The 23,947-nt window shown below is 66.8% G+C and carries 19 protein-coding genes and 6 tRNA genes; 7 read left to right on the top strand and 18 right to left on the bottom strand.

What is annotated here, in order from left to right; all coding sequences use genetic code 11:
- The first annotated feature begins 20 nt into the window (after positions 1 to 20).
- On the top strand, positions 21 to 236 hold the full coding sequence (locus AC1D29_RS02230) for a YjfB family protein (RefSeq protein ID WP_477894258.1): 216 nt from the start codon (positions 21 to 23) through the stop codon (positions 234 to 236).
- 33 nt (positions 237 to 269) lie between these two features.
- On the opposite strand, the gene AC1D29_RS02235 is transcribed toward AC1D29_RS02230, so the two are convergent.
- The 12 genes from AC1D29_RS02235 to AC1D29_RS02290 all read right to left on the bottom strand — a co-directional run bounded on the left by AC1D29_RS02235 (position 270) and on the right by AC1D29_RS02290 (position 11,459).
- Positions 270 to 358: transfer RNA gene (locus tag AC1D29_RS02235), tRNA-Leu, on the bottom strand.
- A 68-nt stretch (positions 359 to 426) separates the two neighbouring features.
- A tRNA-Gly gene (locus AC1D29_RS02240) sits at positions 427 to 502 on the bottom strand.
- 40 nt (positions 503 to 542) lie between these two features.
- Positions 543 to 618, bottom strand: a tRNA-Gly gene (locus tag AC1D29_RS02245).
- Positions 619 to 630: 12 nt separating this feature from the next.
- Positions 631 to 704: transfer RNA gene (locus AC1D29_RS02250), tRNA-Cys, on the bottom strand.
- Between the two features lie 76 nt (positions 705 to 780).
- Positions 781 to 856, bottom strand: a tRNA-Gly gene (locus AC1D29_RS02255).
- Between the two features lie 96 nt (positions 857 to 952).
- Complete coding sequence (gene lon, locus AC1D29_RS02260) at positions 953 to 3,367, bottom strand: endopeptidase La (protein ID WP_477894259.1); 2,415 nt, start codon at positions 3,365 to 3,367, stop codon at positions 953 to 955.
- Between the two features lie 70 nt (positions 3,368 to 3,437).
- Positions 3,438 to 4,709, bottom strand: coding sequence for an ATP-dependent Clp protease ATP-binding subunit ClpX (clpX, locus tag AC1D29_RS02265; RefSeq protein ID WP_477894260.1), 1,272 nt, complete (start codon positions 4,707 to 4,709; stop codon positions 3,438 to 3,440).
- A gap of 133 nt (positions 4,710 to 4,842) precedes the next feature.
- The gene (clpP, locus tag AC1D29_RS02270; RefSeq protein WP_477894261.1) at positions 4,843 to 5,451 is read right to left on the bottom strand and encodes an ATP-dependent Clp endopeptidase proteolytic subunit ClpP; all 609 of its coding nucleotides are present in this window, start codon (positions 5,449 to 5,451) and stop codon (positions 4,843 to 4,845) included.
- Between the two features lie 111 nt (positions 5,452 to 5,562).
- Positions 5,563 to 6,876, bottom strand: coding sequence for a trigger factor (gene tig / locus AC1D29_RS02275; RefSeq protein WP_477894262.1), 1,314 nt, complete (start codon positions 6,874 to 6,876; stop codon positions 5,563 to 5,565).
- A gap of 31 nt (positions 6,877 to 6,907) precedes the next feature.
- A tRNA-Leu gene (locus AC1D29_RS02280) sits at positions 6,908 to 6,994 on the bottom strand.
- Between the two features lie 135 nt (positions 6,995 to 7,129).
- Positions 7,130 to 10,306 (bottom strand): efflux RND transporter permease subunit, encoded by a 3,177-nt coding sequence (locus AC1D29_RS02285; RefSeq protein WP_477894263.1) that lies wholly within the window; start codon positions 10,304 to 10,306, stop codon positions 7,130 to 7,132.
- 13 nt (positions 10,307 to 10,319) lie between these two features.
- Entirely contained in the window at positions 10,320 to 11,459 is a 1,140-nt protein-coding gene (locus AC1D29_RS02290) for an efflux RND transporter periplasmic adaptor subunit (RefSeq protein ID WP_477894264.1), read from the bottom strand.
- 111 nt (positions 11,460 to 11,570) lie between these two features.
- On the opposite strand from AC1D29_RS02290, the gene hpnC reads away from it, so the two are divergent.
- Genes hpnC through hpnE form a run of 3 tightly spaced genes read left to right on the top strand, consistent with a single transcriptional unit; the run spans position 11,571 to position 14,511 of the window.
- The gene (gene hpnC, locus AC1D29_RS02295; protein WP_477894265.1) at positions 11,571 to 12,395 is read left to right on the top strand and encodes a squalene synthase HpnC; all 825 of its coding nucleotides are present in this window, start codon (positions 11,571 to 11,573) and stop codon (positions 12,393 to 12,395) included.
- Positions 12,392 to 13,240, top strand: coding sequence for a presqualene diphosphate synthase HpnD (gene hpnD / locus AC1D29_RS02300; protein ID WP_477894266.1), 849 nt, complete (start codon positions 12,392 to 12,394; stop codon positions 13,238 to 13,240). The genes hpnC and hpnD overlap by 4 nt, the downstream gene beginning before the upstream one ends.
- Positions 13,237 to 14,511: a hydroxysqualene dehydroxylase HpnE gene (gene hpnE, locus AC1D29_RS02305; protein WP_477894267.1), complete on the top strand. Its 1,275-nt coding sequence runs from the start codon at positions 13,237 to 13,239 to the stop codon at positions 14,509 to 14,511. The genes hpnD and hpnE overlap by 4 nt, the downstream gene beginning before the upstream one ends.
- Here the strand turns inward: hpnE and AC1D29_RS02310 are convergent.
- Complete coding sequence (locus AC1D29_RS02310; RefSeq protein ID WP_477894268.1) at positions 14,451 to 15,521, bottom strand: TIGR03790 family protein; 1,071 nt, start codon at positions 15,519 to 15,521, stop codon at positions 14,451 to 14,453. The genes hpnE and AC1D29_RS02310 overlap by 61 nt on opposite strands.
- Before the next feature lie 73 nt (positions 15,522 to 15,594).
- Between AC1D29_RS02310 and AC1D29_RS02315 the strand changes: the two genes are divergently transcribed.
- The gene (locus AC1D29_RS02315) at positions 15,595 to 16,365 is read left to right on the top strand and encodes an IclR family transcriptional regulator (protein WP_477894269.1); all 771 of its coding nucleotides are present in this window, start codon (positions 15,595 to 15,597) and stop codon (positions 16,363 to 16,365) included.
- A 62-nt stretch (positions 16,366 to 16,427) separates the two neighbouring features.
- Here AC1D29_RS02315 and pbpG read toward each other — a convergent pair whose 3' ends face one another.
- The 4 genes from pbpG to pssA all read right to left on the bottom strand — a co-directional run bounded on the left by pbpG (position 16,428) and on the right by pssA (position 22,077).
- The gene (pbpG, locus tag AC1D29_RS02320; RefSeq protein WP_477894270.1) at positions 16,428 to 17,411 is read right to left on the bottom strand and encodes a D-alanyl-D-alanine endopeptidase; all 984 of its coding nucleotides are present in this window, start codon (positions 17,409 to 17,411) and stop codon (positions 16,428 to 16,430) included.
- A gap of 417 nt (positions 17,412 to 17,828) precedes the next feature.
- Positions 17,829 to 19,370: a 2-isopropylmalate synthase gene (locus AC1D29_RS02325; RefSeq protein ID WP_477894271.1), complete on the bottom strand. Its 1,542-nt coding sequence runs from the start codon at positions 19,368 to 19,370 to the stop codon at positions 17,829 to 17,831.
- Positions 19,367 to 21,055, bottom strand: a complete 1,689-nt coding sequence (leuA, locus tag AC1D29_RS02330; RefSeq protein WP_477894272.1) for a 2-isopropylmalate synthase — start codon at positions 21,053 to 21,055, stop codon at positions 19,367 to 19,369. Before leuA ends, AC1D29_RS02325 begins: the two co-directional genes overlap by 4 nt.
- A 197-nt stretch (positions 21,056 to 21,252) precedes the next feature.
- Positions 21,253 to 22,077, bottom strand: a complete 825-nt coding sequence (gene pssA / locus AC1D29_RS02335) for a CDP-diacylglycerol--serine O-phosphatidyltransferase (protein ID WP_477894273.1) — start codon at positions 22,075 to 22,077, stop codon at positions 21,253 to 21,255.
- A 103-nt stretch (positions 22,078 to 22,180) separates the two neighbouring features.
- On the opposite strand from pssA, the gene AC1D29_RS02340 reads away from it, so the two are divergent.
- The gene (locus AC1D29_RS02340) at positions 22,181 to 22,459 is read left to right on the top strand and encodes an NIPSNAP family protein (RefSeq protein WP_477894274.1); all 279 of its coding nucleotides are present in this window, start codon (positions 22,181 to 22,183) and stop codon (positions 22,457 to 22,459) included.
- Positions 22,456 to 22,860, top strand: a complete 405-nt coding sequence (locus AC1D29_RS02345) for a DUF1810 domain-containing protein (protein ID WP_477894275.1) — start codon at positions 22,456 to 22,458, stop codon at positions 22,858 to 22,860. The genes AC1D29_RS02340 and AC1D29_RS02345 overlap by 4 nt, the downstream gene beginning before the upstream one ends.
- Before the next feature lie 56 nt (positions 22,861 to 22,916).
- Here AC1D29_RS02345 and ilvC read toward each other — a convergent pair whose 3' ends face one another.
- Positions 22,917 to 23,933 carry a ketol-acid reductoisomerase gene (gene ilvC / locus AC1D29_RS02350; RefSeq protein ID WP_477894276.1) on the bottom strand — a complete coding sequence of 339 codons (1,017 nt, stop codon included), beginning with the start codon at positions 23,931 to 23,933 and terminating at the stop codon, positions 22,917 to 22,919.
- Positions 23,934 to 23,947: the final 14 nt, after the last annotated feature.

The following is a 23,947-nucleotide window of genomic DNA, read 5'->3' on the forward strand; positions in this document are numbered from 1 at the left end:
CAACAGCCGATAGGCCAAAGATGAACATCGCCAATTCCGCCAGCGTCAGCGCGGCTGTCAACAGCGCCTCCAGCAGCGACCTTGGCAGCGTGCAGAGCGCGGCTAGCACCTTGGTGCTCAGGAAGGCGCTCGATGTGCAGGCTGCGGGGGCCATCGCGTTGCTCAATGCGTTGCCGCAGCAACCCGCCCTGGCCACGCAGGGCAGCGTGGGTCGCAACATCAACACCTTTGCCTGACGACCTGTCGTCCTGACCAGCCGGCACTTGGCTTGGTGCCCGGGACGGGACTCGAACCCGTACTTCCGTTTCCAGAAGGCGGATTTTAAGTCCGCTGCGTCTACCGATTTCGCCACCCGGGCGGCGCGCGAATTATCCGGGCCGCACAAAAGAAAACGGGAGATTCGATCAACGAATCTCCCGTGAAGTTTGGAGCGGGATAAGAGGCTCGAACTCTCGACCTATACCTTGGCAAGGTATCGCTCTACCAACTGAGCTAATCCCGCATCGCCGGAACACCCGAAGGCGCACCGTGGCGTCAAACACTGGAGCGGGATAAGAGGCTCGAACTCTCGACCTATACCTTGGCAAGGTATCGCTCTACCAACTGAGCTAATCCCGCAGTGTCTTCTTCTGGAGGCGCGATCCGGAGTCGAACCGGACTAACCGGATTTGCAATCCGGGGCATAACCGCTTTGCTATCGCGCCGCCGTAAACCCGATCAAGGCCGTTTGGCGCGGCCTTGACGAAAAAGGGAAGCCTGGGCTTCCCTTTCGGAAAATCTTGGAGCGGGATAAGAGGCTCGAACTCTCGACCTATACCTTGGCAAGGTATCGCTCTACCAACTGAGCTAATCCCGCTTTGTTCCGTCGGACAGTCAACTTTGCAGTTGGCTATCTAGCGAAGCTGGCATTGTAATCCAACTTTTTGTCGGCTGACAAGCCAGCTGCACTCACTCAGTGAGGGACCACCGTGCTCTTGGCCGCGCCGTCTTCCGGCTTGGCCGCGGCCACGGCCACTTCCTCGTCGGGCAGCGGCGTGGGCATGGTCTCCAGCGCCACCTCAAGCACGCGGTCGATCCAGCGCACGGGCACGATCTCGAGCTGGTTCTTCACGTTCTCGGGGATGTCCTGCAGGTCCTTGACGTTCTCTTCCGGGATCATCACGGTCTTGATGCCGCCGCGGTGGGCCGCGAGCAGCTTCTCCTTCAGACCACCGATGGCGGTGACTTCACCGCGCAGCGTGATTTCGCCGGTCATCGCGACGTCCGCCCGCACCGGGATGCCGGTGAGCGCCGACACGAAGGCCGTCGTCATCGCCGCACCCGCGCTCGGGCCATCCTTGGGCGTCGCGCCATCGGGCACGTGGACGTGCACGTCACGCTTCTCGAAGACCTCGTCCTTGATGCCCAGGCGGCGGGCGCGCGAACGCACCACCGTGCGGGCCGCCTCGACGGACTCCTTCATCACGTCGCCCAGCGAGCCGGTGCGGATGATGTTGCCCTTGCCCGGCATCGCGGTGGCTTCGATGGTCAGCAGATCGCCACCCACCTCGGTCCACGCGAGGCCGACGACCTGGCCGACCTGGTTCTTCTTCTCGGCACGGCCGAAGTCGTACTTGCGCACGCCGAGGAAGTCATGCAGGTTCTCGTCGGTGACGACCACCTTGCCCACGTAGGCCTTGAGCTGGATGCCCTTGACCACCTTGCGGCAGATCTTGGACATCTCGCGCTCGAGCGAACGCACGCCGGCTTCACGGGTGTAGTAGCGGATCACGCCGCGGATGGCCGACTCGGTGACGTCCAGTTCCTCGTCCAGCACGCCGTTGTTCTTGCGTTGCTTGGGCAGCAGATAGGTTTGCGCGATGTTGACCTTCTCGTCCTCGGTGTAGCCCGACAGGCGTATCACTTCCATCCGGTCCAGCAGGGCCGGCGGGATGTTCATCGAGTTCGACGTCGCCACGAACATCACGTCGGACAGGTCGAAATCGACCTCGACGTAGTGGTCGCCGAAGGTGTGGTTCTGCTCCGGGTCCAGCACCTCCAGCAGCGCCGATGACGGGTCGCCGCGGAAGTCCATGCCCAGCTTGTCGATCTCGTCGAGCAGGAACAGAGGGTTGCGCGTGCCGATCTTGGACAGGCTCTGCAGCACCTTGCCCGGCATGGAGCCGATGTAGGTGCGGCGGTGGCCGCGGATCTCGGCTTCATCGCGCACGCCGCCCAGCGCCATGCGGATGAACTTGCGGCCGGTGGCGCGCGCCACGCTCTGGCCGAGCGAGGTCTTGCCGACACCCGGAGGGCCGACCAGGCACAGGATGGGTGCCTTGACCTTGTCGACGCGCTGCTGCACCGCGAGATATTCAAGGATGCGGTCCTTGACCTTCTCGAGGCCGTAGTGATCTTCGTTCAGCACCGCCTCGGCATTCGCGAGGTCGTGCTTGATCTTGGTCTTCTTGCTCCAGGGCAGGTTGACCAGCGTGTCGATGTAGTTGCGCACCACCGTCGCCTCGGCGGACATGGGCGACATCAGCTTGAGCTTCTTCAGCTCGGCGTCGGCCTTCTTGCGCGCCTCCTTGGGCATCTTGGCGGCGAGGATCTTCTTCTCGAGCTCCTCCATGTCGGCGCCTTCTTCGCCGTCGCCGAGTTCCTTCTGGATGGCCTTGACTTGCTCGTTCAGGTAGTACTCGCGCTGACTCTTCTCCATCTGGCGCTTGACGCGGCCACGGATGCGCTTTTCGACCTGCAGGATGTCGACTTCGTGCTCGAGCAGGTCGAGCAGCTTCTCGAGGCGCTTGGCCACTTCGGCCAAGTCCAGCACGGCCTGCTTGGCGTCGAGCTTGAGCGGCAGGTGGGCGGCGATGGTGTCGGCCAGGCGACCCGGATCGTCGATGCCGCCGATGGACGTGAGGATCTCGGGCGGGATCTTCTTGTTGAGCTTGACGTACTGGTCGAACTGCTGCGTCACGGCGCGGCGCAGGGCTTCGACCTCGGGCGCGTGCTCGGTCTCGGGCGGGATGGGCGTGACTTCGGCAACGAAGTGCTCACCCGGCTCGCTGATCGAGCTGGTCGTGGCGCGCTGCAGGCCTTCGACGAGCACCTTCACGGTGCCGTCGGGCAGCTTCAGCATCTGCAGGATGCTGGAGACGCAGCCGACCTCGAACATGTCTTCGGGCTTGGGCTCGTCCTTGCCGGCGGCCTTTTGCGCCACCAACATGATCTGGCGGCCCGCTTCCATCGCGGCTTCCAAGGCCTTGATGGACTTGGGACGCCCGACGAACAGCGGGATGACCATGTGCGGGAAAACGACCACGTCACGCAGCGGCAACAGCGGCAGCGTGATCGGGTCGGCGGGAAGGATGGGATGTCCGGACATGAAGACCTCTCTTTCTCAGGCCGATATCAGGCCTGAGGGGGCGATTGCAAGTTGAGGGCTTGGGAGGAGCTCAGGCGCTGGCCTTGGCCTGCTCGCGATAGACCAGCAAGGGGCGTGCCGACGTGTCCTCGATGTTGTGCTCGTCCAGCACGACCTTCTCGACGCCATCCAAGGCGGGCAGGTCGAACATGGTGTCGATCAGCGACTGCTCCATGATGGAACGCAGGCCGCGGGCGCCAGTCTTGCGGGCCAGCGCCTTGCGGGCGATGGCAGCCAGGGCCGGCTTGCGGATTTCGAGTTCAACGCCATCCATCTCGAACAGCTGCTGGTATTGCTTGACCAGCGCGTTCTTGGGCTCGGTCAGGATCTGCACCAGCGCGTCCTCGGTCAACTCGCCGAGTGTGGCGACGACGGGCAGGCGGCCAACCAGTTCGGGGATGAGGCCGAACTTGATGATGTCCTCGGGCTCGCACTCGCGGAAGACTTCGCCGACGCGCTTGTCGGACTTGCTCTTCACGGTCGCGCCGAAACCAATGCCGGACTTCTCGCTGCGGTTCTGGATGACCTTTTCCAGGCCGTCAAAGGCGCCGCCGCAGATGAACAGGATGTTGGTCGTGTCGATCTGCAGGAAGTCCTGGTTCGGGTGCTTGCGGCCGCCCTGAGGCGGCACCGAGGCCATCGTGCCTTCGACGAGCTTGAGCAGCGCCTGCTGCACGCCCTCGCCCGACACGTCGCGCGTGATCGACGGGTTGTCGGCCTTGCGCGAGATCTTGTCGATCTCGTCGATGTAGACGATGCCGCGCTGCGCCCGCTCGACGTCGTAATTGCAGTTCTGCAGCAGCTTCTGGATGATGTTCTCGACGTCCTCGCCGACGTAGCCGGCTTCGGTCAGCGTCGTCGCGTCGGCGATCACGAACGGCACGTTCAGCAGTCGTGCCAGCGTCTGCGCCAGCAGCGTCTTGCCGGAGCCCGTCGGGCCGATCAGCAGGATGTTGCTCTTCGACAGCTCGACCGAATCCTTGGTCGACGCCATGTGGCGCAGCCGCTTGTAATGGTTGTACACGGCCACCGCCAGCGTGCGCTTGGCGACATCCTGGCCGATGACGTACTGATCGAGGCTGGACTTGATCTCGCTGGGCACGGGCAGGTCGGACTTGCCGGCGCGCGCGGCCGGTGCCGGCGCCGGGATCTCGTCACGGACGATGTCGTTGCACAGCTCGATGCATTCATCGCAGATGAAGACCGAGGGGCCTGCGATCAGCTTCTTGACCTCGTGCTGGCTCTTGCCGCAGAACGAGCAGTACAGAACTTTTTCGCTGGAGGTGCCTTTTTTGTCGGCCATGGGTCTGCTCGGGGAATGCCAGTGGACAGGCGGGTGCCTGAATGATGATAGTCCAAACGATCTCGGGGCCCTTGTGGGGATAAGGGCCCCGATTTCGCTGCGAATCCGGGGGCCGGTTACAGCCCCTCACGACTTACGGCCGGTGTTCCAGCACCTGGTCGATCAGGCCGTAGGTCTGGGCCTCGGCCGCGGACATGAAGTAGTCACGCTCGGTATCCGACTGGATTTTCTCCAGGGTCTGGCCCGTGCGCTCGGCCAGGATGCGATTGAGAGCCTCACGCGTCTTCAGGATTTCACGCGCATGGATCTCGATGTCGGTCGCCTGGCCCTGCGCGCCGCCCAGCGGCTGGTGGATCATGACCTTGGCGTTGGGCAGCGAGAAGCGCTTGCCCTTGGCACCGGCCGCCAGCAGGAAGGCGCCCATGCTGGCCGCCATGCCCATGCAAAGCGTCGAGACTTCGGGCTTGATGAAGTTCATCGTGTCGAAGATGGACATGCCGGCCGACACGCTGCCGCCCGGGCTGTTGATGTACAGCGAGATCTCCTTGTCGGGGTTCTCGCTTTCCAGGAACAGCATCTGCGCGACGACGAGGTTGGCGACGCCGTCATTGACGGGGCCGACCAGGAAGATGATGCGTTCGCGCAGCAGGCGCGAGTAGATGTCGTAGGCGCGCTCGCCACGGCCGGACTGTTCGATGACCATGGGCACGAGGCCGAGATTGCTGGTGTCGAGAGCGCTCATTCAGATCCTTGAAAACAAATCAGTAACAGCTGTTATGGGGGCAGATTATGGCCACGCAAGTAAAAAGGCGCCGGGCCTTGCGGCACGGCGCCTTCGTCAGGCGAGGGGCTCTCAGTTGCCCGCGGCCATCAGCTCGTCGAACGGCAGGGACTTGTCGGTCACCTTGGCCGTGGACAGCACGAAGTCCGTGACATTGTTCTCGACGACGACGGCTTCGACTTCGGCCATGCGCTCGCGGTCGCTCAGGTACCAGCGCATCACTTCGGCGGGCTTCTCGTAGCTCTGCGACAGCTCTTCGATGTGTGACTGCAGCTGGGCCGGCTTGGCCTGCAGGTTATTCGAGCGCACCAGCTCGGCGACCACCAGGCCCAGGCGCACGCGGCGCTCGGCTTGGGGCTTGAAGATGTCGGCGGGGATCTCGGCCTTGTCGGCGTCCTTGACGCCGCGCTTCTTCAGGTCCTCGCGGGCCTGCTCGACCATGCGCTCGGCTTCGCCTTGCACCAGCGCGTTGGGCACATCCAGTTCGGACACGGCAACCAGCGCGTCCATGACGGCGCCCTTGTTGCGGGCCAGCACGCGGAACTTCACTTCGCGCTCGAGGTTCTTCTTGATGTCAGCGCGCAGGGCTTCGACGGAAGCATCCTTGATGCCCAGCGACTTGGCGAACGCCTCGTTCACTTCGGGCAGGTGCTGGGCCTCGATCTTCTTGACCGTGACGAGGAAGTCGGCTTCCTTGCCGGCCACGTCCTTGCCGTGATAGTCCTCGGGGAACTGCAGCGGGAAGGTCTTGCTCTCGCCGGCCTTCATGCCACGCACGGCGGCGTCGAACTGCTCCAGCATCTGGCCTTCGCCGATCAGGAACTGGAAGCCTTCGGCCTTGCCGCCCTGGAAGGGCTCGCCGTCGATCTTGCCTTCGAAGTCGATGGTGACGCGGTCACCGGCGGCGGCCACGTCGGCGGCGGCGCGCTGGGCGAAGCTGCGGCGCTGCTTGCGCAGGATCTCGACGGTCTTGTCGATGGCTTCGTCGGTCACGTCGCTGGTGACGCGCTCGACGTCGGCCGCGGCCAGGTCGCCGATCTTGACTTCGGGGTAGACCTCGAAGGTGGCGTCGAAGGCCATCTGGCCTTCCGGCGCCTGGTCCTTCTGCTCGATGCGCGGTGCGCCGGCGACGCGCAGCTGCGCTTCGTTGGCGGCGGTGTTGAAGGCGGCGCCGAGCTTGTCGTTGACGACTTCGTACTGCACCGAGTAGCCGTAGCGCTGGGCGACGACGTTCATCGGCACCTTGCCGGGGCGGAAGCCGTCGGCCTTGACGGTGCGGGCCAGCTTCTTCAGGCGGGCTTCGACTTCGCTGTTGATCTCAGAGGCCGCCACGTGCAGGGTGATGCGGCGTTCCAGCTTTTCGAGGGTTTCGACGGTGACGGCCATGATGGACTCGGGAACAGTTGAAGGACAGAGGTGGTGCGCGGGGCCGGACTCGAACCGGCACGCCCGTGAAGGCGTCAGGACCTAAACCTGGTGCGTCTACCAATTTCGCCACCCGCGCGGGTCTTGCTTGGGCTGCCCCACTTGCGTGAACTGGCAACCCCGTAGGCGATTCGGCAAACCGGCGATTGTAGCGATGCCGCGCGGCCTGCCCGCCGCCCCGGTCCACGGGGCGGCAAAACCCTAGCAAAACAGCTTAGAGCTGTTCGCCGGGTTCGGTGTGCAGCCGGCTGTGCATGCGGCTGTGCTCCTCGGGCCGCTCGACGCGGAACCAGGCCGCGTACATGGCCGGCAGTGCCAGCAGCGTCAGCACGGTGGCGACGATGAGACCGCCCATGATGGCCACGGCCATCGGGCCCCAGAACACGCTGCGCGACAGCGGGATCATCGCCAGCACCGCCGCCGCGGCGGTCAGCACGATGGGACGGAAGCGCCGCACGGCGGACTCGACGATGGCCGACCAGTCCGGCACGCCACGGGCGCGGTCCTGCTCGATCTGGTCGATCAGGATGACCGAGTTGCGCATGATCATGCCCATCAGCGCAATGACGCCCAGCAGCGCGACGAAGCCGAACGGCCGGTTCAGCAGCAGCAGCGCACCCGCCACGCCGGCGATGCCCAGCGGGCCGGTCAGGAAGACCAGCATCGCGCGGCTGAAGCTTTGCAGCTGCAACATCAGCAGCGTGAAGGTGATGAACAGCATGATGGGCACGCCGGCCGCGATGGAGCCCTGGCCCTTGCTGCTTTCCTCCACCGCGCCGGCGATCTCGATGCGATAGCCGATGGGCATGCGCTTCTGCAACTCGTCCAGCTGCGGCCAGACCTCCTTGGTCACCGTGGCGCCCTGCAGGCCTTCGGCGACGTCGCCCTGCACAGTGACCGCGTAGTTGCGGCCCTCGCGCCACATGACGCCGGGCTCCCAGTCGAACTCGACCTTGGCGATCTGCGTCAGCGGGATGGTGCGGCCCGAGCTGGTGGGCAGGTTGGCATTGGCGAGGTCGGTGATGACGGCACGCTCGTTCAGCGGCTGGCGCAGCACGATGTCGATGAGCTTGTCGGCCTCGCGGTACTGGCCGATGACGGTGCCCGACAGCAGCGTGCGCGACGCCTGTGCCAGGCCCTGGCTGGTCACGCCCAGCGCACGCGCCTTGTCCTGGTCGACACGCAGGCGCAGCATCTTGACGTTCTCGTTCCAGTTGTCGTTGACGCCGCGCATGTTGGGGTTGGTGCGCAGGATGTCCTTGGCCTTGTCGGCCCAGTCGCGCACGATCTTGGGGTCGGCCCCGGCGACGCGGAACTGCACGGGGTAGGGCACCGGCGGGCCGTTGGGCAGCAGCTTCACGCGGCCGCGCGCCTCCGGGAATTCCTCGGCCAGCAGGGCCGGCAGGCGCTTCCTGAGCTCCTCGCGCTCGGTCAGGCTCTTGGGCACCAGGATGGACTGCGTGACGTTGGCCTGCGGGAAGATCTGGTCCAGCGGCAGGTAGAAGCGCGGCACGCCGGAACCTATCCAGGTGGTCACCGTGGCGATGGCCGGCTCCTTCAGCATGCGCGCCTCGAAGCGCTTGGCCAGCGCTTCGGTCTCCTGGATGGTCGAGCCCTCGGGCAGCCACAGGTCGACCAGCACCTCCGGGCGGCTGGAGTCCGGGAAGAACTGCTGCTGCACCCGGCCCATGCCGACGATGCCCAGCGCGAACACCAGCAGCGTCAGGCCGATGGTCTTCCAGCGGTTCTCCACGCACCAGCGCACGACGCCGCGGAAGCGGTTGTAGAACGGCGTGTCGAAGAGTTCGTGCACCTCGCCCTCGGCAGCGGGCTTGGCCTTGAGCAGCAGCGCGCCCAGGTAGGGCACGAAATAGACCGACACGCCCCAGGAGATGACCAGCGACGCAGCCGTCACGGCAAAGATCGCGAAGGTGTATTCGCCCACCGTCGACTTCGCCAGACCGATGGGCAGGAAGCCGACCGCCGTGATGAGCGTACCGGTCAGCATGGGCATGGCCGTCACGTCGTAGGCGTAGGTCGCCGCGTGCATCTTGTCGTAGCCCTCTTCGAGCTTGCGCACCATCATCTCGACCGCAATGATGGCGTCGTCGACCAAGAGGCCTAGCGCAATGATCAGCGAACCCAGCGAGATCTTGTGCAGGCCCACGCCCCAATAGAACATGGTCGTGAAGGTGATGGCCAGCACCAGCGGGATGGTGATGCCGACGACCAGACCGGGCCAGATGTCGATGCGCAGCGGCTTGGTGTGCAGGCCCAGCGAGATGAAGCTGACGGCGAGCACGATGACGACGGCCTCGATCAGCACATGGACGAATTCGCCCACCGACGTCGACACGGCCTTGGGCTGGTCCTGGATCTGCTCCAGTTGCACGCCGGCCGGCAGGTCGCGGTCTATGGTCTTGAGCGCGGCATTCAGCGCCTTGCCCATCGCAATGATGTCGCCGCCCTTGGCCATGGACACGCCCAGCGCCAGCACTTCCTTGCCCTGGTGGCGCACCTTGGTGGCCGGCGGGTCGACGTAGGCGCGCTTGATCTCGGCGATGTCCCCCAGGCGCATCTGGCTGGCCACACCGCTTTGCGGGTTGACGGCGCGGATGGGCACGTCGGCCAGCGCCTGCGCCGTCGTGAACTGACCCTGCACGCGCACCTGGAAGTTGGCGCTGCCGGCGTTCAGCAGGCCGGCGCCCTCGACCGCGTTCTGCGCGCCGATCTGGTTGATGACCTGGTTGAAGTCCAGGCCCAGCTGCGCAAGGCGCTTCTGCGAGACCTCGATGAAGAGCTTCTCGGGCTGCACGCCGAAGATCTCGACCTTGGCGACGTCCTTGACCTGCAACAGCGCCTGGCGCACACGGTCAGCGTGCTCGCGCAACTCTTCGCGGCTGAAGCCGTCGGCGGACAGCGCGTAGATGGAGCCGTAGACGTCGCCGAACTCGTCGTTGAACACCGGCCCCAACACGCCCGCGGGCAGCGTGCCGCGCATGTCGCCGATCTTCTTGCGCGTCTGGTACCAGAGGTCGGAGACCTCCTTGGGCGGCGTGTTGTCCTTGAGCTGGAAGACGGTCAGCGACTCACCGGGCTTGGTGTACGAGCGGATCTTGTCGACATGGCTCACCTCCTGAAGCGTCTTCTCGATCTTGTCGGTGACCTGGTCGGCCATCTGCTGGGCCGTGGCGCCCGGCCAGAAGGCTTGGATGACCATCGCGCGGAAGGTGAACGGCGGGTCCTCGTCCTGGCCAAGCTGGAAATAGGCGACGAAGCCCATCAGCATCAGCACCACCATCAGGTAGCGCGTCAGGGCCGGGTGCTCCAGCGCCCAGCGGGAGACGTTGAACCCACCCACTTGGAGCTGCTTCGGTGTCGGGGAAGTCATGCGCGGCCCCGGCTCAGCGAGACGCTGCGGGAGCCGCAGGGGGGGTGGGCGAACTCGCCGTGCGCGGCGGCACGTAGCGCCTGACCTTCTGGCCCGGGTTCAGCACATGCACGCCGGCAACGACCACCTCCTGGCCTGGCGTGAGCCCCGCGGCGACGATGACCTCGTTGCCTTCGGCGCCGGCCACCTGCACGGCCTGCGGCTTGACGGTCATCGATGCGCCGTCCAGCACCCAGACCGAGGTCTTGCCGCTCTGCTGCAGCACGGCCGCCAGCGGCAGCTTGATGACGCCCGCCGTCTGCGGCAGGTTCAGCACGACGATGGCGGACTGGCCCAGCTTCACGTCCAGCTTGCCGGCATCGGCCTTGACGAGGAAGGTGCGCGTCACCGGGTCTGCCGCGGCGGCCACCTCGCGCAGCTTCAAGGGATAGACCTTGTCGCCCCCCCACAGGCGCACGTTCAACGCGCCAGGCAGTGCGGCGGCGGCCTTCACGCGCACGACCTGGTCCTCGGGCACGGCGAAGACGATGTCACGCGGCCCGTCCAGCGCGATGCGCACGACCGGCGTGCCGGCGGCCAGCACCTGGCCCGGCTCGGCATCCACGCCGGTCACGACACCGGCGCCGTCCGCCACCAGCTGGGCATAGCCCGCCTGGTTGCCCTGCACATCGGCCTGGGCCTTGGCCTGCTCCAGCTGGGCCTGGGCAGACTTGAAGGCGGAATCGCGGCGCTCCAGTTCGGCGGCGCTGATGAAACCCTGGCGCTGCAGGTCGACGAAGCGCTTGTAGTCGGCGCCGGCCTGGTCACGGTTGGTTCTTGCGGCGTTCACGCCGGCCATCGCTGCGGCCTCGGCCAGCTTCAGGTCCTGGGCATCGATGCGGGCCAGCACCTGGCCGGCCTTGACCGTGTCGCCCAGATTGACCGCGCGGCTCAGCAACTTGCCGTTGACGCGGAAGGACAGGCGCGACTCGACGCGCGCCTTCACCTCGCCCGCATACTCATGGCTGGCGCTCGCCGTGCTGGCGCTGACGAGCTGGGTGCGCACCGCGCGCTCCGGCTCTGGGGCGGCGGCTTGCTTGCTGCATCCCGACACCAGGGCCGATAGCAGGACCGCCAACAACAGGGGCGGTGCGAGACGCAGAAGATGGGGCATGCAGACCTCGTCAGGGTGAACGGCCTAAAATTTAATGACCGGCGGGTCAGTAATGTATGCAGGCCTGGTGACAACTGTCAAACCTCATTGACAAATCGAAGATTGAGCTCGATGAGCGTCGACCATTACGAAAACTTTCCCGTGGCCTCGTGGCTTTGCCCGCCGGCGCTGCGACCGGCCGTCGTCGCCATCTACCAGTTTGCGCGCACCGCCGATGATCTCGCCGATGAAGGCGACGCCACCAGCGCCGAACGCGTGCAGGCGTTGCGCGATTACCGCGCCGACCTGAGTGCCGTGGTCGCCGGGCGAGCACCGTCGCGGCGCTGGCCGCAGGTCTTCGTGCCACTGGCGCGCCAGTTGCCGCGCCTGCAGCCCAAGCTGCTGCACGACCTGCTGGACGCCTTCGAGCAGGATCTGGCGCCGCCGCGTTACCGCGACCGCGCCCATCTGCTGGACTATTGCCGCCGCTCGGCCGACCCCGTCGGGCGCCTGCTGCTGGGGCTGTACGGGGTGGCCGATGCGACGTCGCTGCGCCGTTCGGACGCGATCTGCTCGGCGCTGCAACTGATCAACTTCTGGCAGGACTTCAGCCGTGACGGCCCGAACGAGCGCCTCTATGTCCCGCAAGCTGATCTGGACCGCCACGGCGTTGCGGCCGCCGACGTGCTGGCCTGCCGCGACAGCCCGGCCGCCCGGGCGCTGATCCAGGATCTGTGCGGCTGGGCGCGCACGCTGATGCTGGAGGGCGCGCCGCTGGCGTTGACGCTGCCCGGCCGCGCCGGCTGGGAGCTGCGCTTCGTCGTGCAGGGCGGCCTGGCCATCCTCGACAAGATCGCCGCCCGCGGCTACGACAGCCTGCTGCATCGCCCCGCACTCGGGGCCTGGGACTTGCCGCGCCTGGCCTGGCGCGCGCTGACAATGCGGGCCAGATCATGACCCCCGAGCAATACGTCCAAGAGAAAGCCGCCGCGAGCGGCTCGAGCTTTTACTACGCCTTCCTGTTCCTGCCGCCGCCGCGCCGCGCCGCGATCACCGCCTTCTACGCCTTCTGCCGCGAGGTGGACGACGTCGTCGACGAGACACAGGACGCCGGTGTCGCCGCGACCAAGCTGGCCTGGTGGCGCAAGGAGGTGGCCAGCGCCTTCGCCGGCCAGCCAAGCCACCCGGTGATGAAAGCGCTGATGCCGCACACCGCCACCTACGACATCCGCATCGACCACCTGAACGCCGTCATCGAAGGCTGCGAGATGGACTTGCAGCAGACGCGCTATCTGGACTACCCCGGGCTGGCGCGCTATTGCCATCTGGTCGCCGGCATCGTCGGCGAGGTCGCCAGCAGCATCTTCGGCCGCACGCAGCCGCAGACCATCGCCTACGCCCACAAGCTGGGCCTGGCGATGCAGCTGACCAACATCATCCGCGACGTCGGCGACGACGCGCGGCGCGGGCGCATCTACCTGCCGGTGAACGAGCTGCAGCAGTTCGGCGTGAAGGCCAACGAGATCCTGCTGCGCAGCGCGCCCTGGGGCTACAGCGAGCGCTTCACGGCGCTGATGAAGTTCCAGGCCGAGCGCGCCCACCAGACCTACGACGAGGCGCTCGGGCTGCTGCCCGAGGCCGACCGCGCGGCGCAAAAGCCGGGGCTGATGATGGCCAACATCTACCGTGCACTGCTCGTCGAGATCGAGCGCGAGAACTTCCAGGTGCTGCACCAGCGCATTGCATTGACGCCGCTGCGCAAGCTGTGGATCGCGATGAAAACCAATTGGCGCGGCCGTTGAAAGTCGCCGTCGTTGGCGGCGGCTGGGCCGGCATTGCGGCGGCCGTGGCGCTGGCCGATGCGGGTCACGACATCGCCGTCTTCGAGATGGCGCCGCAGCTGGGCGGCCGCTCGCGCAGCGTCCCGGGCGAGCCGCCGTACGACAACGGCCAGCACATCCTCATCGGCGCCTACCGTGACAGCCTGGCGCTGATGCGCCGCCTCGGCGCCGATCCAGAACAGGTGCTCAAGCGCCTGCCGCTCGCCCTGCCCTACCCCGGCGAAGCTGGCCTGCAGCTGCCGCCAGGCGCGCCGTTGATCAGCTTCACGCGCGGCGTGCTGGCGCATCGCGGCTGGCCGCTTGCGGCGCGGCTCGGTCTGCTGATGGCGGCCGGCGGCTGGCTGGCGCGCGGTTTCAGCTGCGATGCGCGCCTCAGCGTGGCCCAGCTGTGCGCCGGCCTGCCAGCGACCGTGAAGCGCGACCTCGTCGAGCCACTGTGCGTGGCCGCGCTGAACACGCCGGCTCCGCAGGCCAGCGCCCAGGTGTTCCTGCGCGTGCTGAAGGACGCGCTGTTCAGCGGCGCGGGCAGCGCCGACCTGCTGCTGCCGAGGCGCCCTCTGTCCGACCTGCTTGCCGGCCCAGCGACCGCTTGGCTCGGTAACCGGCTGCGGCTGGGCCATCGCGTGCAACAGATCGAGCCGGGTTGGCGCGTCGACGGCGAGGCCTTCGGCGCCGTCCTGCTGGCCTGCACCAGCGTCGAGGCGGCACGCCTGACCGCTGCCCTCTCACCGACCTGGTCGGCCACCGCGCAGGCGCTTCGCTTCGAGCCCATCATCACCGTCTACCTGCACAGCCCCGGCAGCGCCCTGCCGGCGCCAATGCTGGCGCTGCGTGAGGGGCCGGAGGCGCCGGCCCAGTTCGTCTTCGATCACGGCCAGCTGGGCGGCGCGCCGGGGCGCTTCGCCTTCGTCGTCAGCGGCGCGGCCGACTGGGTCGCACGCGGCGGCTGCGCCGAAGCCGTGCTGGCGCAGGCGCTGCGCGAGCTGCGCTGGGCCACACCGCCCGTTGTCGACAAGGTGCTGACCGAGAAGCGTGCGACGTTTGCCTGCACGCCCGGCCTCGCTCGGCCGTCGACTCAGATCGCGCCCGGGCTGTGGGCTGCCGGCGACTATGTCGATGGCCCCTACCCCGCCACGCTGGAAGGCGCCGTGCGGGCCGGCCGGGCTGCGGCTCAGGGAATCGGCACCGTCGCGAACGGCGCCGCCAGCGGCTCACCCACGAACACGCCCTGAGCCGGCCAGGCGACGCTGTGCCAGTAGGCCTCCAGCGCGCTGACGCCCTGGGCATAGGCCTGGATCAGCATCTGCGGGTGGGGAAACTTCTGCACATGGTTGCAGGGCTCGCTGACCGTGCCGTAGGTGGCCGTCACGCCGGCGTCAATCCAGTCCAGCACATTCATCTGCCCGTCGCCCACCGGCCGCTCCAGCTGGCCGCCGAACGAGGTCAGGTGATCCGCCAGCGCGCCGGGCAGCCATTCGCCGCCCAGCGGCGCCGGCACGCGGGCCAGGCCCGTCTCGTAGACCAGCGTGCGGCGCATCACCGGCAGCGCGTCGCTCCTGACGCGGGCGACCTCGAAGCCCGTGACGCCAGGCACCGCGCCCGCCGGCGGGAAGAGGCGCTCGCGCACATTGCGCGCGGCGTCGGGCGTGGCGGCCAGATAGGCCATGGCCGGTTCGGGCGTGCCCGCGGCCAGCGTGTGGTCGGACGCGATGCCGCGCTCGATCATGGCCAGCGCGGCCGGCACCGAGCGGGCGGCCAGCTGCATGGTCGGGCGCAGGCCGATGACGATCCAGGGCTTGGCGCCGAAATAACCGGTGTACGGATTGATGCGCGTCGCCGCGCAGTGGTTGGCGCAGACATCGGACTGCAGGCCCATGCCCAGCGCACTGGTCAGCGAGTTGCACTCCACCGCATAGGGCTGCACCCAGGCCAGCGCCAGGCCGTTGACATGCTCCGGCATCTGGCTGCGTATGGCCTGGTCCAGCGCCGTGAACTCCTCGCGCGTCAGGCTGTTGCGCGGCGGCAGTTGCACGCGCACGATCTGCCCCGCCGGGATGCCGCGTCGCTTGGCGTAGTACTCGCCGACGCTGACCGAGTAGGGATCGGCCGTGTTGATGACCAGGCCCAGCTCATTGGCCGTGACGCGGCCGTACAGGCGCGGCACCCGGCTCCAGCGCGCTTCGGTCCCCGCTGGGGCCGGCTCGGCGGCCTGGCTCACGGCACTCCAGGCCAGCAAGGCCATCGCAACAGCTTGCCACCTGCTGAACCCTGCTTTCGCCATACAAAACACCAGCAATCTCCCCCACAATGACGCCATGAAACCGAAAGAGGCCCAGCAGACCCCGGCGATCCAGGTGTTGGAGCGCATGTTCTCGCTGCTGGACGTGCTGGCCAGCCACCAGGATCCGGTGTCGCTGAAGGCCTTGTCCGAGGCCACGGGCCTGCACCCGTCGACGGCGCACCGCATTCTCAATGACCTGACGCTGGGTCGCTATGTCGACCGACCGGAAGCCGGCAGTTATCGCCTGGGCATGCGCATGCTGGAGCTGGGCAACCTGGTGAAGGCGCGGCTGGACGTGCGCGACGCGGCGCTGCCGGCCATGCGCGAGCTGCACAAGTTCACCCACCAGCCGGTCAACCTGTCGGTGCGCCAGGGCGACGAGATCGTCTACATCGAGCGCACCTATTCCGAACGCTCGGGCATGCAGGTCGTGCGCGCCGTCGGCGGCCGTGCGCCGCTGCACCTCACGTCCGTGGGCAAGCTCTTCCTGGCCAGTGACGACAGCCCACGCGTGCGCGCGTACGCAACGCGCACGGGCCTGTCTGGCCACACGCGCAACAGCCTGACCGACATCGGCGCGCTGGAACGCGAGCTGGCGATGGTGCGCCAACGCGGCATCGCGCGCGACGACGAGGAGCTGGAGCTGGGCGTGCGCTGCATGGCCGCCGGCATCTACGACGACCAGGCCAAGCTGGTCGCGGGCCTGTCGATCTCGGCACCGGCCGACCGGCTGGAGGAGAACTGGGTCGTGCGGCTGAAGGAAACCGCTGCGCAGATCTCGTCGGCGCTGGGCCACCGAGGCTGAGCACAGCCACCAAGCAAAACGCGGCGCCTCGGCGCCGCGTTTTGCTTGGGATGCCCTGCGGTTCAGAGCTTGGCGGAAGCCGTCGCCGGCTGCTCGCCGGGCAGCGTCGCCAGCCACTTGCGCATGCGCTCGGCGTCGGCAATCCGCGACGCCTTGCCGCTGGAGTCCAGGAACACCATGATCAGCTTGCGGCCGGCCATGCTCGCCTGCATCACCAGGCACTTGCCGGCTTCGTTGATGAAGCCCGTCTTCTGCAGGCCGATGTCCCACACCGGGCTGGACAGCAGGCCGTTGGTGCTGCGGAACTGCACCATGCGCTTGCCCAGTGCCACGCGCGCCTCGCGGGACGTGGACAGGTCACGCAGCAGCGGTACCTGGCTGGTCACGTTGACGAGCTTGGCCAAGTCGGCTGCGCTGCTCTGGTTGCGGCTGGACAGGCCTGTGGGCTCGACATAGTGGGTGTCGGCCATGCCCAGACTCAGGGCCTTGGCGTTCATCGCGCTCACGAAGGCGCTCAGGCCACCCGGATAGTGCCGGCCCAGCGCATGGGCGGCGCGGTTCTCGCTGGCCATCAGCGCCAGATGCAGCATGTCGCCACGTGTCAGCGTCGTGCCGACGGCCAGGCGCGAGCGGGTGAACTTCTCGTTGTCGATGTCCTCGTCGGTCACCGTCAGCTTCTCGTCCAGCGACAGGCCGGCCTCGACGACGACCAGGGCCGTCATCAGCTTGGTGATGGACGCGATGGGCAGCACCGCCTGCGGGTTCTTGGAGAACAGCACCTCGTTGGTGTCCTGGTCCAGCACGTAGGCGACGCTGGACTTCAGCGCCAGCGGGTCGTCCACGTCATGCAGGCCGGCGACTTGGCCGAAGGTGGGCACGGCGGGCAGGACGGGGATGGCGACGGCCTGCTTGCGCAGCACGACGGACTTGACCTTGCGGGTCTGCGTCGCGCTGGTTTTGGACTTGCTGGCGGTGGCGGCGGCCTGGGTGGTGCCCACAAAGGACAGCAGGCTCAGGCTCAATAGTGCGGCGGCAAAAGGCTTCAACGGGGTCCCCAACAGCTGGGCGGCAGTGTAAGCGCCACCAAAAACACTGACAAGATAAGAACTTAAGTGAAACACCTCAAGTGAACTCTTGCCCCGCTTATGGGGGAAAGGCACCACAGGCCTGCCACCGGCTCTCTCGCTTTGCAGCTGACTCCAACGCTCGCAAGTAGGCCTTGGCCGACAAGGCTTAGGAATCCGGGCGCGCCCGAATGCCAAGGATTGCCGGCCAGCCGAACCGCACGCTGCCTGCGGACCTGACCTCTGGACGCAATTCTGAGGTCGCCGACCCGCTTTCGAGCCTGGAGCAGCGCGGTCTTTCCGCGCCAGATTCCACGCCGGCTGGTAACGATTGCGACAGGCGTGACGCGGGTCACGCCGGTTACACGCGGCCCGGCGGCTTCCCAGCCCCGGGGAGCGTCAGCCCTGGGCCGCTACGCGTTCGGTCTTGCTCTGCAGCTTGTTCAGCGCCGACAGATAGGCCTTGGCCGAGGCGACGATGATGTCCGGATCGGCGCCCACGCCGTTGACGATGCGGCCGGCGTGCTGCAAGCGCACCGTCACCTCGCCCTGCGACTCCGTGCTGCCGCCGGTGATGGCGTTGACCGAGTACAGCAGCATCTCGGCGCCGGACGACACGATGGACTCGATGGCGCGCAGCGTGGCGTCCACCGGGCCGTTGCCGTCGCTCTCGGCGCGGTGCTCCTGGTGGCCGATCGAGAAGACGATGGCCGCGTGCGGGCGCTCGCCGGTCTCGCTGCGCTGGGACAGCGACAGCAGCCGGTAGTGCTCGTCATCCGCAATGACGGACTCGTCCATGACCAGCGCAATGATGTCCTCGTCGAAGATCTCGTTCTTGCGGTCGGCCAGGTCCTTGAAGCGCTGGAAGGCCGCGTTGACCTCGGTCTCGCTCTCCAGCTGGATGCCCAGTTCCTGCAGCCGCGCCTTGAAGGCGTTGCGGCCCGACAGCTTGCCCAACACGATCTTGTTGGCGGCCCAGCCCACGTCCTCGGCACGCATGATTTCGTAGGTGTCACGCGCCTTCAGCACGCCGTCCTGGTGGATGCCCGAGGCATGTGCGAAGGCGTTGGCACCGACGACGGCCTTGTTGGGCTGCACGACGAAGCCGGTGGTCTGCGACACCAGCTTGGAGGCCGGCACGATCTGCGTGGTGTCGATGCCCACGTCCAGGCCGAAGTAGTCGCGCCGCGTGCGCACGGCCATGACGACCTCTTCCAGCGAGCAGTTGCCGGCGCGCTCGCCCAGCCCGTTGATGGTGCACTCCACCTGGCGCGCGCCACCGATCTTCACGCCGGCCAGCGAGTTGGCGACCGCCATGCCCAGGTCGTTGTGGCAGTGCACGCTCCAGATCGCCTGGTCGGAGTTGGGCACCTTCTCGCGCAGCCGGCGGATGAAGTCGCCGTACAGCTCGGGGATGCCATAGCCCACCGTGTCGGGGATGTTGATCGTGCCGGCGCCTTCCTTGATGACCGCCTCGCAGACGCGGGCCAGGAAGTCGATGTCGGAGCGGTAGCCGTCCTCCGGCGAGAACTCGATGTCGCCGCACAGGTTGCGCGCGAAGCGCACGGCCAGCGTGGCCTGCTCCAGCACCTGCTCGCGCGTCATGCGCAGCTTCTTCTCCATGTGGAGTTCGCTGGTGGCGATGAAGGTGTGGATGCGCGACCGCTGCGCGGGCGCCAGGGCTTCGGCTGCGCGGGCGATGTCGCGGTCGTTGGCGCGGGCCAGCGAGCAGATGGTGCTGTCCCTGACGGCCGCCGCGATGGCCTTCACGGCCTCGAAGTCGCCGTTGCTGGACGCCGCAAAGCCGGCCTCGATGATGTCGACCTTCATGCGCTCCAGCTGGCGGGCGATGCGCAGCTTCTCCTCGCGCGTCATCGACGCACCCGGCGACTGCTCACCATCACGCAGCGTGGTGTCGAAGATGATCAGCTTGTCGGTCATCGCACGTTTTCCTCTCGTGTTTGCGGTACGGCCACGGGTGCGCGCGACAGGCCGGACAGGATGGCCTGCATGGACGCACGCACGATGCTGCCATCAATGCCCACGCCGTGGCGTGTCACGTCGCCGACGCGCAGCTCGAGGTAGGCCACGGCGCGCGCATCGGCGCCGCTGCCGATGGAATGCTCGTGATAGTCCAGCACCCTCACCTCCTGCCCCAGGCGGGTCGACAACGCGTTGACGAAGGCGTCGATGGGACCGTTGCCCTCGCCCTGCACATGGCCCATCCAGCCGCCCAGCACGACTTCGGCGGACAGCCGCATCGCGCCGCCGGTGACCTCGGTCATCTGCGGCTGCACGACGGACGCTGCGGCGTCGCCGATGCCGTACTCGCGCTCGAAGATGGCGTAGATGTCCGCGGCGGTCAGCTCCTTGCCGGCATCGTCCATGACGCGTTGCACGACCTGGCTGAACTCGATCTGCAGGCGGCGCGGCAGCTCCAGGCCGTACTCGGCCTCCAGCAGGTAGGCGATGCCGCCCTTGCCGGACTGGCTGTTCACGCGGATGACCGCGTCATAGCTGCGGCCGAGGTCCTTGGGGTCGATGGGGAGGTAGGGCATGTCCCAAATTTCCCCCTCCTGGCGGGCCGAGAAGGCCTTCTTGATGGCGTCCTGGTGCGAACCGGAGAAGGACGTGTAGACCAGGTCGCCGACGTAGGGGTGGCGCGGGTGCACAGGGATCTGCGTGCAGTGCTCGACGCAGCGGCGCACCTCGTCGATGTCGGAGAAATCCAGCTGCGGGTCCACGCCCTGCGTGTACAGGTTCAGCGCAATGTTGACGAGGTCGACATTGCCGGTGCGCTCGCCGTTGCCGAACAAGCACCCCTCGACGCGGTCGGCACCGGCCATCAACGCGAACTCACCCGCCGCCGTGCCGGTGCCGCGGTCGTTGTGCGGGTGCACGGACAGCACGATGCTGTCGCGGCGCTCCAAGTGGCGGTGCATCCACTCGATCATGTCCGCGAAGATGTTGGGCGTGCTGTGCTCGACGGTGGACGGCAGGTTGATGATGCACTTGCGATCCGGTGTAGGCGCCCAGACGGTCGTCACGGCATCGACGACGCGCTTGCTGAAGGCCAGCTCGGTGCCGGAGAACATCTCGGGCGAGTATTCGAAGCGCCAGTCCACGCCCGGCCGCGCGGCGGCCAGTTCCTTGATCTGGCGGGCGTGCGAGGCGGCCAGCTCGACGATGCCGTCCTCGTCCTGCCCCAACACCACGCGGCGCATGATGGGCGCCACCGCGTTGTAGACATGGACGATGACGCGCCGGGCACCGTCCAGCGACTCGAAGGTGCGCTCGATCAGGTGGGCGCGCGCCTGCGTCAGCACCTGGATGGTCACGTCGTCGGGGATGTGGCCGCCGGCTATGAGCAGGCGGACGAAGTCAAATTCGGTCTGCGATGCCGACGGGAAACCGACCTCGATCTCCTTGAAGCCGATCTTTACCAGCTGCTGGAACATGCGCAGCTTGCGGGCAATGTCCATCGGCTCGATCAGCGCCTGGTTGCCGTCACGCAGGTCGGTGCTCAGCCAGATCGGCGCGCGGGTCAGCACGGCGTCGGGCCAGGTGCGGTTGGCCAGGGCGATGGGCGCGAAGGCGCGGTACTTTTGCTGCGGTTGCTTCAACATGGGTCTTCCATCCGAGGGTGGGTGGCGCAACCAGCAGCCTTTGAAAACACGAACGGCCCGCTGCGGTTGCATACGGGCCGTTGGGGTCAGAGTGAGCGTGTAGGCGTGACTGACTAGCGAACCCGTGGTTCCTCTAGGGCTAGTAGCAGGCTAATTCGCGTGGCGCGGCTCATGGGTCGTGAATCTAGCATGAAAGCTTATTGATGCAAGCCGCGTTCATCGGGCTCGTCGGTGCTGGTCGAGATCACGCTGACGGGCTTGCCCTTGGACTTGCGCCAGCCGTAGATGACATAGCCAGACAGGCCGTACACGCAGAAGATCACAAACAACACCGTGGGCGGATCGAGGGCAATGAGGCCGATGCCGAGCATGATGGCCACCAGCACGATGAACGGCACGCTGCGCCGGCGGTCGAAGACTTTGAAGCTGTAGAAGGGCGCATTCGTGACCATCGAAAGCCCGGCAAACAGCGTCACACTGAACGCGGTCCAGCGCAGCCACGGCATGTTGCTGACGCCGCTGTACCAGGGCGCATCAACCGCGCACCAGATGAGCCCCATGACGATGGCCGCCGCTGCCGGGCTGGGCAGGCCCTGGAAGAAGCGCTTGTCGACCACGCCGATGTTGACGTTGAAGCGCGCCAGCCTGAGGGCTGCGCCAGCGATGTAGACGAAGGCCGGGATCCAGCCTGGTTTGCCCATGTCTTTCAGCGCCCACATGTAGACGATCAGCGCCGGCGCGGCGCCGAAGGCGACCATGTCGGACAGGCTGTCCATCTGCTCGCCGAAGGCCGACTGCGTGTTGGTCATGCGGGCCACGCGGCCGTCCAGGCTGTCGAGAATGGCGGCGGCGAAGATGGCGACGCAGGCGACCTCGAAGCGGCCATTCATCGCCATGATGATGGCGTAGAAGGCGCTGAACAGCGCACCTAGCGTGATCGCGTTGGGCAGCGCATAAATGCCTTTGCGGCGGGGGCGGACGGCGAGGCTGGGCTCGTCGTCCTCGATGGGGTCGGGAGTCATGGGCGGCAGGATAGCCCAGCGGCCTAGGATGCACCGCATGAAACTGATCGAAGTCCGCACCTAAAAGCTCAAGCCCGGCTGTGCCGAGCGTTTCGTCGCCGCCGTGCAGGCCGCGCTGCCGCTGGTGCGCGGCAGCGGCATGGACGTCGTCGCCTTCGGCCGCTCGGACCATGAGCACGAGAGCTTCTACCTGATCCGCGCCTTCGCCAGCCGCGAGCAGCTGGTCGCGCAGCAGGACGCGTTCTATGGCTCGGACACCTGGCGCAACGGACCGCGCCAGGGCCTGGTCGATTGCCTGGACGACTACCTCAACACGCTGCTTTGGTTGCCCGAGGAGGCGGTCGAGGCGCTGCGGGCGAACAACGGCATGCCCGCTGCATGAGCCTGGAACGCTTTGTCGAGGCGCAGGCTGGTCGCTACGAGCAGGCGCTGGCAGAGTTGAAGGCGGGTCGCAAGAGCGGCCACTGGATCTGGTTCGTGCTGCCGCAACTGCGCGGGCTGGGCCGCAGCGCGGCGGCGCATGAATACGGCATCGCCGATCGCGCGGAGGCCCAGGCCTACCTGGCGCATCCGCTGCTGGGCGAACGGCTGCGCGACTGCGTGCAAGCGATGCTGGCGCACAGCGATCGTTCGGCGATCAGCGTGCTGGGTGATGTCGACGCGCTGAAGTTCCGCTCCTGCCTGACCTTGTTCCATGCGGTCTCGGACGAGCCGTTGTTCCGCCGAGCGCTGGACGCGTTCTACGACGGCCAGCCCGACGAGGCGACGCTGGCGCTGCTCTGAAAGAAAAAAGGGCCGGCGCCTTGCGGCACCGGCCCTTCCTGTTCGCTGCAAGGCGATCAGTTCTTGGACTTGTCGACCAGCTTGTTGGCCTTGATCCAGGGCATCATTTCGCGCAGCTTCTCGCCAACCTGCTCGATGGGGTGCTCGGCCGTCAGGCGGCGACGGCTGATCAGCGTCGGGGCGCCGGCCTTGTTCTCCAGGATGAAGGACTTGGCGTACTCGCCGGTCTGGATGTCCTTCAGGCACTGGCGCATCGCGTTCTTGGTGTCTTCCGTGACGACGCGCGGGCCGGTCACGTATTCACCGTACTCGGCGTTGTTCGAGATCGAGTAGTTCATGTTCGCGATGCCGCCTTCGTAGATCAGGTCCACGATGAGCTTGAGCTCGTGCAGGCACTCGAAGTAGGCCATCTCGGGGGCGTAACCAGCTTCGGTCAGCGTCTCGAAGCCCGCCTTGATCAGCTCGACGGCGCCGCCGCACAGCACGGCCTGTTCGCCGAACAGGTCGGTCTCGGTTTCTTCGCGGAACGAGGTCTGGATGATGCCGGCCTTGCCGCCGCCGTTGGCTGCGGCGTAGCTCAGGGCCAGGTCACGCGCCTTGCCTGTCTTGTCGGCGTAGACGGCGATCAGGTGGGGCACGCCGCCACCTTGGCGGTAGGTGTTGCGCACCGTGTGGCCGGGGGCCTTGGGGGCGACCATCCAGACGTCCAGGTCGGCGCGCGGCTGCACCTGGCCGTAGTGCACGTTGAAGCCGTGCGCGAAGGCCAGCGACGCGCCCTGCTTGATGTTGGGCTCGACCTCGTTCTTGTAGACGTCGGCGATCTGCTCGTCGGGCAGCAGGATCATGACCACGTCGGCCGTCTTCACCGCATCGGCGATCTCGGCGACCTTCAGGCCCGCGCCTTCGGCCTTGGACCAGGACGCGCCGCTCTTGCGCAGCGCCACGGTGACCTTGCAGCCGCTGTCGTTCAGGTTCTGCGCGTGGGCGTGGCCTTGTGAGCCGTAGCCGATGATGGTGACGTTCTTGCCCTTGATGAGGCTGAGATCGGCGTCCTTGTCGTAGTAGACGTTCATGATGGGTCGCTCCA

The sequence above is a fragment of the Roseateles sp. P1_C6 genome (assembly GCF_056406315.1).

Bases quoted from the DNA above. Each gene is read 5' to 3' on its own strand.
- hpnD (WP_477894266.1), top strand. From the start codon at position 12,392: ATGACCCCCGAGCAATACGTCCAAGAGAAAGCCGCCGCGAGCGGCTCG.
- ilvC (WP_477894276.1), bottom strand. From the start codon at position 23,933: ATGAACGTCTACTACGACAAGGACGCCGATCTCAGCCTCATCAAGGGC.
- pssA (WP_477894273.1), bottom strand. From the start codon at position 22,077: ATGACTCCCGACCCCATCGAGGACGACGAGCCCAGCCTCGCCGTCCGC.
- AC1D29_RS02230 (WP_477894258.1), top strand. From the start codon at position 21: ATGAACATCGCCAATTCCGCCAGCGTCAGCGCGGCTGTCAACAGCGCC.
- leuA (WP_477894272.1), bottom strand. From the start codon at position 21,055: ATGTTGAAGCAACCGCAGCAAAAGTACCGCGCCTTCGCGCCCATCGCC.
- lon (WP_477894259.1), bottom strand. From the start codon at position 3,367: ATGTCCGGACATCCCATCCTTCCCGCCGACCCGATCACGCTGCCGCTG.
- AC1D29_RS02285 (WP_477894263.1), bottom strand. From the start codon at position 10,306: ATGACTTCCCCGACACCGAAGCAGCTCCAAGTGGGTGGGTTCAACGTC.
- AC1D29_RS02315 (WP_477894269.1), top strand. From the start codon at position 15,595: ATGAAACCGAAAGAGGCCCAGCAGACCCCGGCGATCCAGGTGTTGGAG.
- AC1D29_RS02290 (WP_477894264.1), bottom strand. From the start codon at position 11,459: ATGCCCCATCTTCTGCGTCTCGCACCGCCCCTGTTGTTGGCGGTCCTG.
- clpX (WP_477894260.1), bottom strand. From the start codon at position 4,709: ATGGCCGACAAAAAAGGCACCTCCAGCGAAAAAGTTCTGTACTGCTCG.
- AC1D29_RS02310 (WP_477894268.1), bottom strand. From the start codon at position 15,521: ATGGCCTTGCTGGCCTGGAGTGCCGTGAGCCAGGCCGCCGAGCCGGCC.
- hpnC (WP_477894265.1), top strand. From the start codon at position 11,571: ATGAGCGTCGACCATTACGAAAACTTTCCCGTGGCCTCGTGGCTTTGC.
- tig (WP_477894262.1), bottom strand. From the start codon at position 6,876: ATGGCCGTCACCGTCGAAACCCTCGAAAAGCTGGAACGCCGCATCACC.
- AC1D29_RS02325 (WP_477894271.1), bottom strand. From the start codon at position 19,370: ATGACCGACAAGCTGATCATCTTCGACACCACGCTGCGTGATGGTGAG.
- AC1D29_RS02345 (WP_477894275.1), top strand. From the start codon at position 22,456: ATGAGCCTGGAACGCTTTGTCGAGGCGCAGGCTGGTCGCTACGAGCAG.
- clpP (WP_477894261.1), bottom strand. From the start codon at position 5,451: ATGAGCGCTCTCGACACCAGCAATCTCGGCCTCGTGCCCATGGTCATC.